Genomic DNA, 16,493 nt, shown 5'->3' with positions numbered 1-16,493 from the left:
AAGAACCTCGTATTCTCTACATTGCCTTACTTATCAAGTTTTTGACGGAGCATAATAGCCCTTTTAGAACAAACGAACACTAACATAACTACATAAAACACAAGTAGTAGACCGACAGCTAATCCTGAAGTAGATAGACCGATTCCGTAAATCGAAAGAATGGATCTAGAAAGAGCCGGGGCAATCAAAGCTGCCAAACCTCCAAAAACCATGGAATACACCATCATCTCTTGAACAGAAGAGGCTATCAATTTTGCGATCAACCCAGGAATGAGTAGAAAAGCCAAAGACATCAACACGCCAACCGCTTTAAAAGCTCCAACAATAGAAGCTGAGAGCAAAAGCATAATGAGATAGTCTACAAGACGGATTCGAATACCTAAAGAAAAAGCAAAAATCGTATCAAAAGATACACAAACAAAACTTGAGAAAAAGCAGTACGAAATACCCAAGTTAATTAATAAAACTAAAAATATAGGGAGAATATCTGTTTTAGCTAAAGCATCCGCATTACCAATGACAAGCTCGGTCCCTACATGCGCGTTACGAGTCAAAAATACAAGCAGTAATAAACTAGCTGAAAACAAGAGAGAAAAGACTAAAGCTGTGCTTGCTTCTTCTGCTACCTTAAATACATTCCGAATAAAATGAATGGATGCTCCAGTCAGTAAAGTTGTTGAGACTGCAGCGATAGTCAATGCTTGCATAGATAAATGAATGAGCTGATGAGTAAATAAACAGACACAGACCAACCCAAATAATATAGTATGGGAAACTACATTCGCATACATAGCCATCTTTTTAAGCACTAAAAAAGTCCCTACTACAGAACAAGAAACTGCTATTGCAAAGAACACGATCACCTGAATGTCATCGATATACAAATGATCGTAAAACAGCTTCCCAGAAAAAAGCCGGGAAAAAAAGACTAGAAAAAACTCTAAAAATGATACTCCGTAGTACGGAGAAATACTAGCAACCATCCGACTTCCTTGTTCGTTTTGGAATCTCTCGCTGATGCGGATCGTAATCAGGATCTTGCAACATCTGCGACAGAGTAGAATCTAATTCATCTGTCAAAACATGCTCCATTTCTTCCGCGAAATGATGTACTTCGTTCTTATTAAAATCTAACTGACTCACCAGATAAGATTCCCAAAGTCGATGAGCACGCACTAATTTAGCAGCTCTAGCTAATCCTTTATCTGTTAAAGACCATTGATGTTCCGAACAGGAGACTAATCCCTTTTTACACAGTAAAAACATCCTAAATCTGGGAAATACCTTATCACCAAAATACTCTTGGTACTTTCTAGAACGAACAAAATCTCTCATACCTACTTGATAGGTATTTTGTTCTCGTAAATACCAAAAGATTTTCAATAGATGTTCTTCATCTCGAGAAAATAAGAACCATTTTCTTCGGAAATAGCGAGTGATCCACCCTGTTTTCCATGAAAAAATTAAACATAAGAAAACTAGCACTCCCGCGAAGAAAACAACAAGCGGTCCTGTAGGAAGAATAATCGATATAGGCTTCCCTTCCACTACAGTCTGACAAGTGAAAGCTACGGAAAAATAGCATCCTAAAGCCCCGCAAATACCCCCAAAAATACTCGATAGAATTAAGATTGTACTTAATCTATCCGAAAGCTGTCTGGCAGATAAAGGAGGGGCAACGAACATAGCAGAAATGAGTAGAATTCCTACAGAACGCACACCACTGACTATGACCAACGAAATAAATACGAGAACAACGAGTTCTGCTGTACGCGTTCTTAATCCACAGGAATACGCAAATTCTCTATCAAAAATAGCTACAGAAATTTGTCTGTACCACCACCACAACACTACAGCTGATAAACAAAAAATGATCAATGCAAGCTTGGCTTCTGTATACCCTAAAGTCGCCGCTTGGCCGTACAAATATGCATTAATCTTGTTGTATAAAAGAGGACAGCAATCTTTGACGTAACTAACAAGAATCACCCCTACGCCAAAAAATGAAACCAAAACTAAACATAAAGCTGAATCTTTATGCATAGCTAATTTCTTTTCTAAAAATGAGATTCCTAAACATCCCAAGACAGAAGCTAGGCAACCAAAAAAGATAATAACCCACAAAGAATCTGAAAATGCAGGAACTTTATAAGAAAGAAGGGCACCTATTAAAAGCCCTGGATAACAAGCATGAGAAAGGCTCTCACTTAATAAGGGCTGTCTCTCAACTAAAAGAATAGTCCCCCACAAGGCAGTCGTCATGCAAATCAGCGAAACTGCCAAAAAACTGGATAGAAAGATAGTGTCCTGAAATATACAACTCAGCATCTAGCACGATCCTTGGTACTTGCCTCTAGACAATTTGAGTGTGTAATCCAAAAGCTCAAGTTCACACCCATAAGCCTGAAAAATGGCTTCTTTAGTCAAGCATTCTTCTACGCTTCCAGAGCACACAAGATGCTTATTTAATAAAATCACATGATCAAAAAGCTTCCGGACATTACTCAAATCATGATGAATGACCACAATAGTCTTCCCTTCGCTTTTAAGCTCTTGCAAAACATCTACAACCATCTGATAAGAGGCCATATCGATCGCAGAGAACAGCTCATCCATGAGATACAAATCTGCTTTTTGCATTAATGACCGCGCTAAAAAAGCTCTCTGTTGTTGTCCTCCAGAGAGCTTACCTATTTGACGATTTGCAAAAGCTTCCAAACCAACCCGCTCTAAAATACACATAGCCTCCTGACGATCATCAGTGGAAATACGATTCCATATTCCTTTATAGCCGTAACACCCCATCAACACGAGATCAAGAACAGTCATTGGGAAATCCCAATCCACACTCGCTCTTTGAGGCATATAGGCTATTCTATGATGTACCTTGGAAAATCTCTGACCAAAGAACAAGCTTTGGCCAGAAGAAGCACGAATCAGTCCTAAAGAAGCTTTAAGCAAAGTACTTTTACCAGCTCCATTCGGCCCAATAATAGCAGCCATTGCCCCTGCAGGCAGAGAAAAAGTAATGTGACATAAGACGTCTGAGTGATCATAATTAACACAAAGATCCTCTACAGACCAAGCAATTGCATTATCTCTATTCAAGAACAGTCCCTCCCAATTCTTCTGTAATTGTGCGAACATTGTGCTGGAACGTGCTAAAATAGTTATCACAGACATTATCGCTATATAAAGGAGACTTAGCGAGACGAATCTTTTGTCCGCTCTTAGAGCAAGAAACAATCTTTCTCAAAGCATCTTGATTTAAGGTATCCTCTAAAAAGACAACTTCTACATCGTTTGCAGAGATATACTCCACTACACGCATAATATCTCGGATACTAATCTGAGCCTCAGGAGACAACCCTTCTGGAGAAATGCAACGCGATCTCCATTCCCCAGACACTCTCTCCGCATCAGAGGATAGATACCGACGAGTAAAGTAACTGAACGCATTGTGGCCTGTGACTAAATAGCGATTTTTTTCAGGAATCGTAGAGAGAGAACGCGCTGCCCAACGATCAAGTTCCTCCATCTCTGATAAGATCTGATCCGCATTCTTTTGAAAATCTTCTTCATATTGAGGAAATTGTTGAATTAATGCCGCAGCCATCTCTTTTACAGCAGCACCCCATACTCTCATATCCGTCCAAATATGTGGGTCAGGGAATCCTTCTTCACTCAGAAGATCAAAACAGTTTTTGTTAAGCAAACGTTGACCTAAATCAACGACTTTTGGGTTACCCTCTAAATGTTTACGTAAACTAGCTGAATGCTCTAAACCTAAACCATTGCAAAAAATCAGCTGGCTCATAGCCATTCGGTCTTCATCCCCCTTCACCATCTCATATGAATGAGGATCAATCGCTCCATCAATCAGAACAATATTCTTGACTCGATCCCCAGTTATGCGAGACACGCAATCACAAATCATGCGATTCATAGACAAGACATAGATGCTTTCATCAGCGGGTTGATTTCCTCGACTAGAGGAACAGCTGTTCATTAAGAAACAGCCTGCTAAACACAAGAGTCCTCTGAGGATAAGCTTATATTTTCTAGTATGAAAAAAAGACATAAGAGCCTCCAGATAATCGATACGGGGACCATACTTTGAAAAAGTATACGATCCCCTAAGGACAAAAACCAACCGATATTTCTACTATCGGCGCTAGACCCGGCCTATCGCCACATGGGGTCATAAGAAAAACTCTATTTTAAAGGATACAAGCCTCCTGTAAGGAGCTCCCCCTCCAAAAAAAGAACCTCGCTTATCGCAAAGATACTTTTAACAGAATGAATTTATATCCTCAACCGAAAGGAAAGTCTAGCGCGTTTCTCATCTCGAAGAGACAATTCTAAATAATTTTAACAACTAAGAAAAATGCATACTAATACGTGTTTTCTAAGCAAACAACTATAAAAAGTCTGAAGAAAAGTAAAATTGTTCCAAACAGATTTCTGCTACTAACCTGCATAAATGATGGCTGTTTATGCAAACAAACTTAGAAAACAATCTGAAGTACTTTATTTTCTTTTGTCCAAATCAAAAAAATCTCTAAAATGAGATTGCGAAAAAAGCAAAAACCACTATAGAATTCACCAAAAGATAAACACTAATTGATTTTTATTTCGACTGAACATTAAATCGAAAAAAACAGACTTAGTTGACTATTACAATTAATAAAGCAAAAACTACCATCTGTAGAACTAGACTACCCACTAAGGAGCTATTCATGGCTACGGCACAGATTACTATCCAAGAAGAAATAGAGCAGCTCATAACTAAAGCGATTAGCAAAGTCGGAGGAAGTAAAGAAAATGATCTTTGTCGTTATCTCCCAGGGCCAACAGGCGGCTACATGCATCATTTTACTTTAAAAAAAATGAAGAACTCTGCTCCTGAGCAACTGTTAAAAATGTTAAAGACGTTTGTGATCGATTCTATCACTCCCAGATCCATTAGCCCTAAACCACGAGCTCCTCGAGGTTCTAAAAAGCGCAGAGACTTTGTGAATTTCACAAAAACCGATATCGAACGGGTGTTAGAGTTAGCTCGTCAAGTTGGCGATAAAGATCTTTTGGCTCGCTTCAGCCCCAAAAAACCTCTTCCATCACTAAAAAGAGAATTAATTCGCTCTATCCGCAATAATATTGTAAGTACGGAGCTTTGGAATGCTTACGTTGAAGCTCTTTCTCAACCTACAGAATAAGTTTTGTAAAGTCTTTTTTTAATTTTTTAATAAAAGCTTTTTTTTCTCAGAGGCTCATTCTCAGTGGGCCCTTCTGCTTGTTCAGCATACAGCCCTTTTCTATTGCCTTCCGAGACCTTTGGTGGTATACTCTTTTCCTAAAGGTTGGATTTCTGCCATTTTTTATTCCGCCCTCCTGGGCTCCTTGAGTGGAGGGCATCTCCTCCTCACGTAATCGAAGATTCAGCCGGAATAGGGAGTCGTGAAATCAAAATTTTTTCACGACTTTTTAAAGAAATACTTTAAATCTTCGTTGATTTGATCAACAAAGAAAACTTAACAATAAACATAAGCTTTTCAGAGGGTGAAATATGACTCAAACCGCGGAAAAACCTTTTGGAAAATTGCGCTCTTTCCTTTGGCCGATACACATGCATGAGCTGAAGAAAGTTCTGCCAATGTTCCTAATGTTCTTCTGTATTTCATTCAATTACACGATTTTGAGAGATACAAAAGATACTCTTATCGTTACAGCACCGGGATCTGGAGCAGAGGCCATTCCTTTCATTAAGTTGTGGCTAGTCGTCCCTTCTGCTGTTGTGTTCATGCTTATCTACGCCAAGCTAAGCAATATTTTGAACAAACAGGCTCTTTTCTTCGCAGTGCTCTCACCATTCGTTGTATTCTTCGCACTGTTCCCTGTGGTGATCTACCCTTGCCGTCATATTCTTCACCCAACAGCTTTCGCTGATACTCTACAATCCATTCTTCCTTCCGGATTTATGGGATTCATTGCGATGCTACGCAACTGGACATTTGCTGTGTTCTACGTGCTTTCTGAACTTTGGGGAAGCGTTATGCTCTCTTTGATGTTCTGGGGCTTTGCCAATGAAATTACTAAAATTAGCGAAGCTAAACGTTTCTACGCTCTTTTCGGAGTAGGAGCTAACGTAGCTCTCTTAATTTCTGGTCCAGCTATTATCTGGTCTTCTAAATTACGCGCTAGCCTTGGCGAAGGCGTTGACCCATGGGGAGTCAGCCTCTATTTCCTAATGGCTATGTTCTTGTGTTCTTGCGCTATTATTGCTGCTTGCTACTGGTGGATGAACCGCTACGTGCTTACAGATCCTAGATTCTACAATCCTGCAGAGCTCAAAGCTAAGAAATCTAAACCTAAGATGAGCATGGGCGAAAGCTTCTCTTATCTGTTAAGATCTCCTTATATGCTTCTTCTAGCTCTTCTAGTTATTTGCTACGGAATCTGCATTAACCTCGTTGAAGTAACTTGGAAAAGCCAACTCAAAATGCAATTCCCTAATCCAAATGACTACAGCGCATTTATGGGGAACTTCTCTTTCTGGACAGGAGTTGTATCTGTATTTGTAATGCTCTTCATCGGTGGTAACGTTATCCGTAGATTCGGTTGGTTAACTGGAGCTTTGGTTACACCTATCATGGTTCTCGTAACAGGAGCTGTCTTCTTTGCTCTCGTTATCTTCAGAGATCATGCTACAGGTTTAGTTGCTGCTTTGGGAACAACACCACTAATGCTAGCCGTTGTTGTCGGAGCCATTCAAAATATTCTTTCCAAATCAACTAAATATGCTCTCTTTGATGCAACTAAAGAGATGGCTTACATCCCATTGGACCAAGAGCAAAAAGTTAAAGGGAAAGCTGCTATTGACGTTGTTGCCGCTAGATTCGGTAAATCTGGGGGATCTTTGATCCAACAAGGTCTCTTGGTCGTTTGCGGAAGCATCGGCGCTATGACTCCATTCCTAGCTGTTGCTCTCTTTGCAATTATTATGGTCTGGTTGACATCTGCAACTAAACTAAACAAACTGTTCTTGGCTGCATCCGCTGCTAAAGGACAGGAATTAGCAGAAGTTGCAGAGAAGGAAGCTTCTTCTGCGGCTAAAGAATCCGCTCCTACTATAGAAGGTGTTTCTTAATAAGACTTTCTAAAAATTCTCTAAAAAGAAGCCCCGTTCTATCTCGGACGGGGCTTTTCTTTTGTCTTTAAAAATCCCCTCGCCTTTTTTATAAACTCTTCTAGATCTAGATTACTTTTCTCTAGATAGACAACTCACAATTCCGTTAACATGTCCTTTTCGAAGCAAAAACTCGGTTAAAAACATTGAAACCGTATAAAATTGAGAACATTCGTAATTTTTCTATCATTGCTCATATCGACCACGGGAAATCTACGATCGCAGATCGTTTGTTAGAAAGTACTAGTACTATCGAACAAAGAGAGATGCGCGAACAACTTTTAGATTCTATGGATCTAGAAAGAGAACGCGGGATTACCATCAAAGCGCATCCGGTCACTATGACCTATGAATACGAAGGGGAGACTTACGAACTCAATCTAATAGATACTCCTGGACACGTAGATTTCTCTTATGAAGTATCCCGATCACTAGCAGCTTGTGAAGGAGCGCTGCTTATAGTAGATGCTGCCCAAGGTGTTCAAGCTCAAAGCTTAGCTAATGTATATCTGGCTCTAGAACGAGATTTAGAAATCATTCCTGTTTTAAATAAAATAGACTTACCTGCTGCTCAACCAGAAGCTATAAAAAAACAAATCGAAGAGTTCATCGGATTAGATACTTCAAACACCATTGCTTGCTCAGCGAAAACAGGTCAGGGTATCCCTGAAATTTTAGAGTCTATTATACGACTCGTTCCCCCACCAAAACCTCCACAGGAAACAGAACTTAAAGCTTTGATCTTTGATTCTCACTACGATCCTTATGTAGGAATCATGGTTTATGTACGCGTGATCAGTGGAGAAATCAAAAAGGGAGATCGCATTACCTTCATGGCAACCAAAGGCTCCTCTTTTGAGGTCTTAGGAATAGGAGCTTTCTTACCGGAAGCTACTCTCATGGAAGGATCCTTACGAGCCGGACAAGTGGGATACTTCATTGCCAACCTAAAAAAAGTAAAGGATGTAAAAATTGGCGATACAGTCACTACTGTTAAACATCCTGCTAAAGAGCCTTTAGAAGGCTTTAAAGAAATCAAACCTGTAGTGTTTGCTGGTATCTATCCTATAGATTCTTCTGACTTTGATACCCTGAAAGATGCTCTAGGCCGGTTGCAGCTAAACGACTCAGCTCTTACGATTGAACAAGAGAGCAGTCACTCTCTCGGATTTGGGTTCCGCTGTGGATTTTTAGGACTGCTGCACTTAGAAATCATCTTTGAGAGAATCTCTAGAGAATTTGATCTCGATATTATTGCTACAGCTCCTAGCGTTATCTACAAAGTCGTCTTAAAAAATGGTAAAACCCTTTTTATTGATAACCCAACAGCATATCCTGACCCAGCTCTTATTGAACACATGGAGGAGCCTTGGGTCCATGTTAATATCATTACGCCTCAAGAGTATCTCAGCAATATTATGAGCCTTTGTATGGATAAGCGTGGGATCTGTCTAAAAACAGATATGCTTGACCAACACAGACTGGTGCTTTCATATGAGCTGCCTCTCAATGAGATTGTTTCTGATTTCAATGATAAACTCAAATCTGTGACGAAAGGATACGGCTCCTTTGATTACCGGTTAGGAGATTATAAAAAGGGTGCTATCATTAAGCTGGAAATTCTAATTAATGATGAGGCTGTTGATGCCTTTTCCTGCCTTGTACACAGAGACAAAGCAGAATCAAAAGGCAGAAGCATCTGCGAGAAACTCGTAGATGTTATCCCTCCTCAGCTCTTTAAAATCCCTATTCAGGCGGCCATCAATAAAAAGATTATTGCCAGAGAGACGATTCGAGCTTTAGCGAAAAATGTAACTGCTAAGTGCTATGGTGGAGATATCACAAGAAAACGCAAGTTGTGGGACAAACAGAAAAAAGGGAAGAAACGAATGAAAGAATTCGGAAAAGTATCCATTCCGAACACGGCGTTTGTTGCAGTCCTTAAAATGGAGTAGACTACTTCTAGCTATATTGCTTCATAAAAAAGACCCAGTAGTTTACTGGGCCTTCTTGTTTTATACTCTAAAAGTTTTCTTGGTTTCTAGCCAATCCGTATGATAAAACTCCCCTCGAGGACAGTCTCGACGCTCATAACCATGAGCTCCAAAGTAATCTCTTAATCCTTGCACTAAGAATAAAGATGAATCCACCGTACGATATCCATCATAAAAAGATAGTGCAGAAGATAAGCAAGGAATAGCTACACCAGATCCGATAGCATGCAAAACAGCTCGCCGGAAACCTGTTTCTGAATCAAACAGAACCTTTTTAAAATAATCTTGTAATATCAAAGAGTGTGCTTCTGGACTATTTTCAAAACCTTGGTGAATTTTATCTAAAAAGGCACTTTGTATAATGCAACCCCCACGCCATATCAAAGCTAACTCACCTAAATTCAGATCCCATCCTTTATCTTGAGAGACCTGCTTCAGCAGCATAAATCCTTGAGCGTAACTGATAATCTTAGCTGCATACAAAGCCTCTCGCACATTCTCAATGAAGGCAGAAGCTTCTTGTGGAGGTTGACAGAGAAGAGGAATCCCTGGAAACTCTTGAGCTGCCTTTGTGCGCACTTCTTTCCAAGTCGAAAGGTATCGAGCTAAGACCGATTCAATAATTAGGGACATAGGAACGCCTGCCTTAATAGCGTCCTCTGCGACCCAACGCCCAGTCCCCTTCTGTCCAGCAACATCAAGAATCGTAGAAGCAATCGCATTGCCATTCTCATCTTTTGCTATTAAAACGGCCGCTGCTGCTCCAATGAGGTAGCTATTCAGATCGGTTTGATTCCATTCAAAAAAGATATTCCCTATCTGCTCTAAAGAGAGATTAAGACGAGTCTTAAGAATCTCATATGTTTCACAAATTAACTGGATATCCCCGTATTCGATCCCATTGTGAACAGCCTTAACAAAATGCCCTGCACCTCCTGTGCCAATCCAAGAGCAACAGGGTCGTCCATCCACCTGAGCAGCTATGGATTGAAAGATAGGAGCGATTGCAGGCCAAGCATCTATATTCCCTCCGGGCATAATGGAAGGCCCTTTTCTAGCCCCCTCTTCCCCTCCAGAGACTCCTATCCCAACAAATAGAATTCCTTCTTTTTTCAGGTCGACATAGCGTCGCTCAGAATCTAAATAATAGCTATTCCCCCCATCGATGAGAATATCTCCCTCTTCCAAGAAAGGAAGCAGGGAGGCAATCATTTCATCAACAGGAGCTCCCGCTTTAATCATGATCATGATCTTACGAGGACGCTTCAAAGATTGAACAAACTCTTGAATCGTAGTAAATCCTTGCAGAGCTCCACTCTCTCCATGATCTTTCAAGAACTCTTCTGTTTTCGCCGGACTTCGGTTATAGACAGAAACAGAAAAACCATGATCCACCATGTTCAATACAAGGTTTTTGCCCATCACGGCCAAACCAATCAACCCAATATCTGTATTTGGAGCCACAGACCCCTCCTAATTAAGATCTATCACTTGTTTTTTTCTTTTCCCTTGGGACAACAAAACATAACGATCGAAACACAACTGAGTCCCGTCTAATATACTCTGTTCATCGGCCAAAGGCTCCTGATTGATGTACAGACCTCGCTGTTGAATGAGTCTTCTAGCTTGTCCTCTTGAGGAACAAAAGCCTAGTTCCACAACGATATCTAACCAGCGTTTCCCTATTAAATCTGTTCGAGCTACTTTAACGCCAACACCTGACTCTACTAACGCTACTAGTTCTGCTTCTGTAATACTCTTTCCCTTACTAGCAAAAAAGCTTTCGGTTGCGGCTTGAGCCTGAGCTAATCCCTCAGAACCATGAACATCTTTAACGATCACTTCCGCAATGTATTTCTTCACAGCTTGTGGATCACTAGTCAAACGCTCATCAAGAGCAAAAATTTCTTCGTTATCCAAAAGAGTAAGAGTTCTCATTACTTTGGAGATTTCTTGATCTGGCAAGCGTAAGAAATATTGGAATAGTTCATAAGGAGGAGTTAACGCTGGATCCAGCCAGATAGTTCCAGACTCCGTCTTCCCTATTTTCTTCCCTTTGCTATCAGTGAGCAAAGGATAGGTTAGACCATAAGCCTGCCCTAGTCCTCTTCGACGGATATAATCAATCCCCGAAGTAATATTCCCCCACTGATCACTCCCTCCACACTGTAATACAACATTATGCTCTTTAAAGAGATGTGCAAAATCATAAGACTGCAGCAATAAATAACTGAACTCAGTGTAGCTAATTCCCTCTTCAGAATAGACTCGCTGCTTCACTACGTCTTTAGCTAACATAGAACCTAAACGGAAATGCTTCCCAACATCTCTTAAAAAATCCACCATACTTAAAGATCCTAGCCAATCCGCATTATTCACAATACGGATACCAGGAAGATAGCTAGCAAGAGCAGCCGCTATTTTCTTACTATTATCAAGCACCTGTGCCTGATCTAGTAATGAACGCTCCACACTTTTACCAGAAGGATCTCCGATCATTCCGGTAGCTCCGCCAACAAGAGCAACAGGAGTGATTCCATATGCTGCTAATCGACGCAAAAAACAAATTCCAATCCAATGTCCTATGTGTAAAGAAGGCGCAGTTGGATCGAACCCTAAATAGGCAGAAACAGGAACTGTTAAACTTTCTAATCCTGCAGAAGAATTATCTAGAATACCCCGTTTCTTAAGGTTATCGATTAACTGTTGCATAAGAATCTATCCATATAAACTTATCTAGCAACATCTTATCTATCCTGTTCTTTTTATAGCAAGGCAAGCGATAGCAGACACCTCGTCAAAAAAACGACGCGCTTCTCCAATAGAATATTGATAGGAAAAATACAGAGAGGATCTTCTGGAGACAGTTACTAAAGCAGACTGGACAATGTACCTCGTAACTTCAATAAAGCTTTGGAGTGTATCTGAGAAACTCGGGACTCGCTCACTCCTAAAATCTTCCCAATTTCTTTTAATACCAAGTCATCATAGTAATAAAGAGCCATAACCTGCCGCTCTTTTTCATCAAGAGCCAGCAAAGCTTCTGTCAAAATAGAAATAGCTTCTTTTTTTCTGATGACATCGTATCCGGTTTCCGCTCGCTCATCTGCTATGCGCTCTTCTAAAGCAAGCCCCTCATCGTCATCTTGGCAGGAGAAATCATCATGTAAAGAAAGAACTAGAGCAGGTCTAGAGGAGGAAAACCAATGGGATAACTCTTGTTGTGAAATATTTAGATACTCACAAAGTTCTCCATCAGTAGGTTCTTTACCTAAAGTCTGTCTCAAAGAATCCATCGCATCAGCTAATCGATTGGCTCTTTGATAAACACTGCGTGGTACCCAATCCTGTTTGCGCAATCCATCAATAATCGCAGCTTTTATGATAAAAAGAGCATAGCTCTCGAATCGCTTGCTTTTTTCTGGATCAAAACGTTCGACAGCACGAATCAACCCTTCAACCCCCAGAGCATAAAGATCTTCCATCTTTACATGAGAAGGCATTCCTGAAGCAAGCCGATGCGCTACATTCTTTACTAAAGGAAGGTAGGATTCGATCAAAACATCCCTATGATGGATTTCTTTTGTCGACCAATATAGCTGCCAAGTATCTGCGAGATCGTGAGTCTTCACAAAAAAAATTTCTTTTACAAACTAAAAAATAAGGCTAAATCAAATAAAATTTTTAAACAATATCTACCCTTACACAACTAACACATAACTCCTAATCAATAACTCTTTTATGATAATAAAACCTCATCAGACACCGCTCCTAACAAAGTTATAGGGATCTCTTCTGGAAGTTCGCTATGTGCTAAAACCAATAAATCTGGGAAATAAGGATCCACTATGCGTTTCAGTTCTTTTCTTGTTTCGGATCCCGTTACGATAGCTCGAAAATTCCCCTCCCCTACCCGCAATAAATGCTTCACCTGAGCAACTACTTTTTCATTTAAATCCAACACAACCTTTTCTTGTGAATCTCTCACAAACTGCTCAACCAGAGAGTCTATCGTAATTACCTCTAAGACATCTTGGCGATTCCATAAGGATAAACCAATTTGCTTCCCAAGATATTTTCGTACACACTCTACCAATTCCTGAGAATTCTTTGATTGAGAGCCATATACATCTATAGCTTCGAGAATCTTAGGGAATAAATGCAAAGACACTCGTTCTCTAACAAGAGCTCTCAATAAGAAAATCAAAGAATTCTCTGATATTTTTAACGGAAGGATCTCTTCTATCGATAAGAATGCATGCTCTCGAAACTCATCAACTAAGCGAGTAACGAAGCGTTCACTGATCGTTTCTGGAGCTAGCTGCCTAATCGATTCTAGTATAGCTGGGCAAGACAGCTCTCTCAAAGCGACCTCTTGCCCAGAAAAGATTAAACGTGGAGAAGATCCTGTTACATGACGTACAACAATAGCTTCCGGGAAAACTACGCCTAACTCTTGATAAATCTGATTGCGGGCGTCCTTGTACAAATTAGCAGGATTTCCCACTCCCTCATCAGGCAATACAAACTCTACCCGTTCTTTCTGGAAGAGAAGAGTCTCTCCTGAAGAAGGATTCTTATAACCTAAGAATAATAAAACTGAAAAACCTAGGATCAGAGCTTTAGGAGCTCCTGGAATACAAGCCATCCCACATAGGATCAAAGCGATAAAAAGAAAACTCTGGCGACTCTGCTCATAATAATCTAGCAGATGCTGCGCTAGACTTTCTTTTTCCCCAACTTTAGCTATAAGCGTTGCTGCTGCACACGATGTAAGCAATGCTGGAATTTGACTCACTAAAGCATCGCCTAATACAGTTAACCACAAATCGCCAACATGAGTAGCTCGTCCTAAAAACAGAGCAGCTAGGATATTCACTCCTAACAACACCCAACTCATTATCGCATCGCCTTTTACAAAGCGGAATACGCCCTCCATGGCGGAGAAGTAATCACTCTCTTCTAAAAGAGAGCTTTTTTTAACAGACGCTCTGCTATACCCGATCCTTCCAGCAGCAATATCAGCATCTAAAGACATTTGTTTACCTGGGAGCGCTTCTAATGAAAAACGAGCTCGCACTTCCGCAATACGCTCCGCTCCTTTAGTTATGACGAGAAAATTCACTAAAAACAGGAGTAAACATACCGTAAGAGCAACCGGGATGCTCCCAAGGGAAAAGAAATTCCCTAACGCAAAAATTAAAGGAGAAGCCCATCCAGAAGATAAAATCCATCGGGTGGAGGCTAAATTCAGGCCAAGTCGCAATAGACAAAGATACAAAAGGAGAGAAGGGAAAATACGAGCCGAAGCTGAAGAGCGTAGAGAAAACACCCAAAAAATGATCGACAAGGAGCACGCTAAATTTGTACATACCCCAAAATCAATCAGCCATCTAGGTAAATGGAATATCAAAGTAAACAGTATACAACTGGGGATTGCTACAATTTTCCATGAACTTCCTCTAAAGTTATTCACAACAGCCACCCGATTCCACACCGAACGAATACCCAGCAAAAACATATATCTGCAAGAAGAAGTTCGAAGAATATTTTGCATTTACAGTATCTTTCTCTTGTCTAGTATATAGGCAATATGCTAACTTCCTTAGCTCCTACTTTTTTAAATCGGAGTATAGCGCAGCCTGGTTAGCGCGGTTGCTTTGGGAGCAATAGGTCGGGGGTTCGAATCCCTCTACTCCGATTCTTAACTAATCTTTTCTTTTTCCTTCTGGAGTCCTATGGCTAAGCTCATCATTTCGGCAGATGACGAGAATCAAGAGTTCCATTTAGAAGACGGTTCCTCTATAGCAGAGGTTTGCGAACATTCTGGCGTGCCTTTGGCTTGTACGGAAGGAGTTTGTGGGACTTGCGTGATTGAGGTCTTGGAAGGCGCGGATAACCTATCTGACTTTTCTGAGGCTGAGTATGATTTTCTAGGTGATCCTGAAGATTCTAATGAACGCTTGGCTTGTCAATGCTGCATTAAAGGTGGCTGCGTTAAGATAACTTTCTAGCCTCCGGACACTTGCGTTCTTGCGCAAAACGGTGTGTTGTCCTTTGCTCTTGGGCAAAAATTTTAAAAGTTAAGAGTTTATGTTTACATCGCTGTCCGCAATACAGAATGCTATACGTCCTTCTTGTCAACTTCCTGTTTTGACTCCTAGACGCGCTCTCATTACTTCTCTTGCGTCTGGAATCATTTTAGGACTTGTGCTGGTTTGCGTGGTTGGCGTTTTAGCCTCCTTTCCTGCCCTAATCGCCGTTTCTGCTGTTATTTTAGGTGTCAGTCTTTTTGCTTCAGGACTATTTCTCTGTCGATATGTTTGTCCCCCAAAAATTGTGTCCCGAAGACCTTCTACCGAACTCCCTGCTGAACCTACTCCCGAGCTGCCTGAAATCAAAAGACCTAAACCTATAGCTCCTCCTCCAGATTTCATACCTCCAAGACCACTGAGAAGAACGATCGGTGAAATGCTTTTTGGATGGAACTGCATAGGATCGATAAGACAGATGCCGTTTTTCCTTGCTAATGACAAAACGCCTCTGTCCTTCAGAAATCCTTCAGCAAGATTTAGAGCCTGGAATATTCCTTCCACTCATACTATTTTTGTCTCTACTTCAGGCCAATTTTCTTCTTTGAGAATGCAATCGAATCTACCTGCTGCGATTGCAAATGCCACGCAATCGGCAGCCTTCGCGAAGAGAGGCCAAGGAGGATTAGGAGTGAACGATGCATTCCCTGCTGTGCTTACCGACAAGTGCTGGGAAGAATCGAAACCCGACTCAGGCATCCTACTTCCAGGAGAATGCTCTTCTGCCACCTGGGAAGACAAAAATCATCTAGTGCCTTGCTGGGATGAGGAAACAAAGACCTATAACAAGCCTCTATTGTTCATCCAAATGCTAGCTCCTAAAGCTTCTATGTATCAAGATGACTCTAAATCTTGCTATGAGATAACCTTACGAGCTTACACAGCTTGTTTCGAAGAGGCTATTCGTTGTGGTTGTCGTGTGATCCAAATTCCTTTAATCGCTGCTTTCGGAGATTTTGTTCCAAGAGCGCTAAGCAAACAGCCAAAATGGATCGAGTCTGCTAAACTATCCTTACTCCATGCCGTAGAAAAAACCGCGAAAAAACACGCATCCAAAGATCTAGTGATTGTTTTAACGAACATCCCTCAACCCGTGAATTTATAAACAATTTTTAAAGGGAAGTTTCTCCATGGAGACCTTCCTTTAAATTGATCTAAAGCTTATACTTCCTCAGCCCCCAAAACCTTTAGGAGAAAGAGATTCGGCCGGTACTGTCCCAG

At 40.8% G+C, this 16,493-nt stretch carries 13 protein-coding genes and 1 tRNA gene; 6 read left to right on the top strand and 8 right to left on the bottom strand.

The features are described from left to right. Nucleotides 1-26: 26 nt before the first annotated feature. Genes CTA_RS00370 through CTA_RS00355 form a run of 4 tightly spaced genes read right to left on the bottom strand, consistent with a single transcriptional unit; the run spans nucleotide 27 to nucleotide 4,081 of the window. Nucleotides 27-983 carry a metal ABC transporter permease gene (locus tag CTA_RS00370; RefSeq protein WP_009871419.1) on the bottom strand — a complete coding sequence of 319 codons (957 nt, stop codon included), beginning with the start codon at nucleotides 981-983 and terminating at the stop codon, nucleotides 27-29. Next, nucleotides 973-2,328, bottom strand: a complete 1,356-nt coding sequence (locus CTA_RS00365) for an iron chelate uptake ABC transporter family permease subunit (protein ID WP_009871418.1) — start codon at nucleotides 2,326-2,328, stop codon at nucleotides 973-975. Before CTA_RS00365 ends, CTA_RS00370 begins: the two co-directional genes overlap by 11 nt. Continuing rightward, nucleotides 2,329-3,108, bottom strand: coding sequence for a metal ABC transporter ATP-binding protein (locus tag CTA_RS00360; protein WP_012727797.1), 780 nt, complete (start codon nucleotides 3,106-3,108; stop codon nucleotides 2,329-2,331). Beyond that, nucleotides 3,101-4,081 (bottom strand): metal ABC transporter solute-binding protein, Zn/Mn family, encoded by a 981-nt coding sequence (locus tag CTA_RS00355; protein ID WP_009871416.1) that lies wholly within the window; start codon nucleotides 4,079-4,081, stop codon nucleotides 3,101-3,103. Before CTA_RS00355 ends, CTA_RS00360 begins: the two co-directional genes overlap by 8 nt. A 658-nt stretch (nucleotides 4,082-4,739) precedes the next feature. Here CTA_RS00355 and CTA_RS00350 point away from each other — a divergent pair. The 3 genes from CTA_RS00350 (at nucleotide 4,740) to lepA (ending at nucleotide 9,141) form a co-directional block, all read left to right on the top strand. Then, complete coding sequence (locus CTA_RS00350; protein WP_009871415.1) at nucleotides 4,740-5,216, top strand: DNA binding protein DdbA; 477 nt, start codon at nucleotides 4,740-4,742, stop codon at nucleotides 5,214-5,216. A gap of 350 nt (nucleotides 5,217-5,566) precedes the next feature. Continuing rightward, entirely contained in the window at nucleotides 5,567-7,147 is a 1,581-nt protein-coding gene (gene npt1, locus CTA_RS00345; protein WP_011324550.1) for an NTP/NDP exchange transporter Npt1, read from the top strand. 185 nt (nucleotides 7,148-7,332) lie between these two features. Continuing rightward, the gene (lepA, locus tag CTA_RS00340) at nucleotides 7,333-9,141 is read left to right on the top strand and encodes a translation elongation factor 4 (protein ID WP_011324549.1); all 1,809 of its coding nucleotides are present in this window, start codon (nucleotides 7,333-7,335) and stop codon (nucleotides 9,139-9,141) included. 60 nt (nucleotides 9,142-9,201) lie between these two features. Here lepA and gnd read toward each other — a convergent pair whose 3' ends face one another. The 4 genes from gnd to CTA_RS00320 form a co-directional block, all read right to left on the bottom strand. Continuing rightward, nucleotides 9,202-10,644: a decarboxylating NADP(+)-dependent phosphogluconate dehydrogenase gene (gene gnd, locus CTA_RS00335; protein ID WP_011324548.1), complete on the bottom strand. Its 1,443-nt coding sequence runs from the start codon at nucleotides 10,642-10,644 to the stop codon at nucleotides 9,202-9,204. Between the two features lie 9 nt (nucleotides 10,645-10,653). Next, complete coding sequence (gene tyrS / locus CTA_RS00330; RefSeq protein WP_011324547.1) at nucleotides 10,654-11,892, bottom strand: tyrosine--tRNA ligase; 1,239 nt, start codon at nucleotides 11,890-11,892, stop codon at nucleotides 10,654-10,656. A 158-nt stretch (nucleotides 11,893-12,050) separates the two neighbouring features. Further along, nucleotides 12,051-12,812 carry a FliA/WhiG family RNA polymerase sigma factor gene (locus tag CTA_RS00325; RefSeq protein WP_009871409.1) on the bottom strand — a complete coding sequence of 254 codons (762 nt, stop codon included), beginning with the start codon at nucleotides 12,810-12,812 and terminating at the stop codon, nucleotides 12,051-12,053. A 107-nt stretch (nucleotides 12,813-12,919) separates the two neighbouring features. After that, on the bottom strand, nucleotides 12,920-14,737 hold the full coding sequence (locus tag CTA_RS00320; protein WP_011324546.1) for an EscV/YscV/HrcV family type III secretion system export apparatus protein: 1,818 nt from the start codon (nucleotides 14,735-14,737) through the stop codon (nucleotides 12,920-12,922). A gap of 69 nt (nucleotides 14,738-14,806) precedes the next feature. Between CTA_RS00320 and CTA_RS00315 the strand changes: the two genes are divergently transcribed. From CTA_RS00315 to CTA_RS00305, 3 genes are all read left to right on the top strand, one after another. Beyond that, a tRNA-Pro gene (locus CTA_RS00315) sits at nucleotides 14,807-14,881 on the top strand. 37 nt (nucleotides 14,882-14,918) lie between these two features. Further along, nucleotides 14,919-15,194, top strand: a complete 276-nt coding sequence (locus tag CTA_RS00310; protein ID WP_009871407.1) for a 2Fe-2S iron-sulfur cluster-binding protein — start codon at nucleotides 14,919-14,921, stop codon at nucleotides 15,192-15,194. 79 nt (nucleotides 15,195-15,273) lie between these two features. Beyond that, nucleotides 15,274-16,377 (top strand): membrane protein, encoded by a 1,104-nt coding sequence (locus CTA_RS00305; protein WP_011324545.1) that lies wholly within the window; start codon nucleotides 15,274-15,276, stop codon nucleotides 16,375-16,377. Nucleotides 16,378-16,493 lie beyond the last annotated feature (116 nt).

Origin of the sequence: Chlamydia trachomatis A/HAR-13 (genome assembly GCF_000012125.1) — a bacterium.
GTDB lineage: Bacteria > Chlamydiota > Chlamydiia > Chlamydiales > Chlamydiaceae > Chlamydia > Chlamydia trachomatis.
This window is presented reverse-complemented; position numbering and strand designations above follow the sequence as displayed.

Coding starts and splice junctions, on each gene's coding strand:
- CTA_RS00320 (WP_011324546.1), bottom strand. CDS start 14,737: ATGCAAAATATTCTTCGAACTTCTTCTTGCAGATATATGTTTTTGCTG.
- CTA_RS00310 (WP_009871407.1), top strand. CDS start 14,919: ATGGCTAAGCTCATCATTTCGGCAGATGACGAGAATCAAGAGTTCCAT.
- CTA_RS00370 (WP_009871419.1), bottom strand. CDS start 983: ATGGTTGCTAGTATTTCTCCGTACTACGGAGTATCATTTTTAGAGTTT.
- tyrS (WP_011324547.1), bottom strand. CDS start 11,892: ATGCAACAGTTAATCGATAACCTTAAGAAACGGGGTATTCTAGATAAT.
- npt1 (WP_011324550.1), top strand. CDS start 5,567: ATGACTCAAACCGCGGAAAAACCTTTTGGAAAATTGCGCTCTTTCCTT.
- CTA_RS00305 (WP_011324545.1), top strand. CDS start 15,274: ATGTTTACATCGCTGTCCGCAATACAGAATGCTATACGTCCTTCTTGT.
- CTA_RS00355 (WP_009871416.1), bottom strand. CDS start 4,081: ATGTCTTTTTTTCATACTAGAAAATATAAGCTTATCCTCAGAGGACTC.
- CTA_RS00350 (WP_009871415.1), top strand. CDS start 4,740: ATGGCTACGGCACAGATTACTATCCAAGAAGAAATAGAGCAGCTCATA.
- CTA_RS00365 (WP_009871418.1), bottom strand. CDS start 2,328: ATGCTGAGTTGTATATTTCAGGACACTATCTTTCTATCCAGTTTTTTG.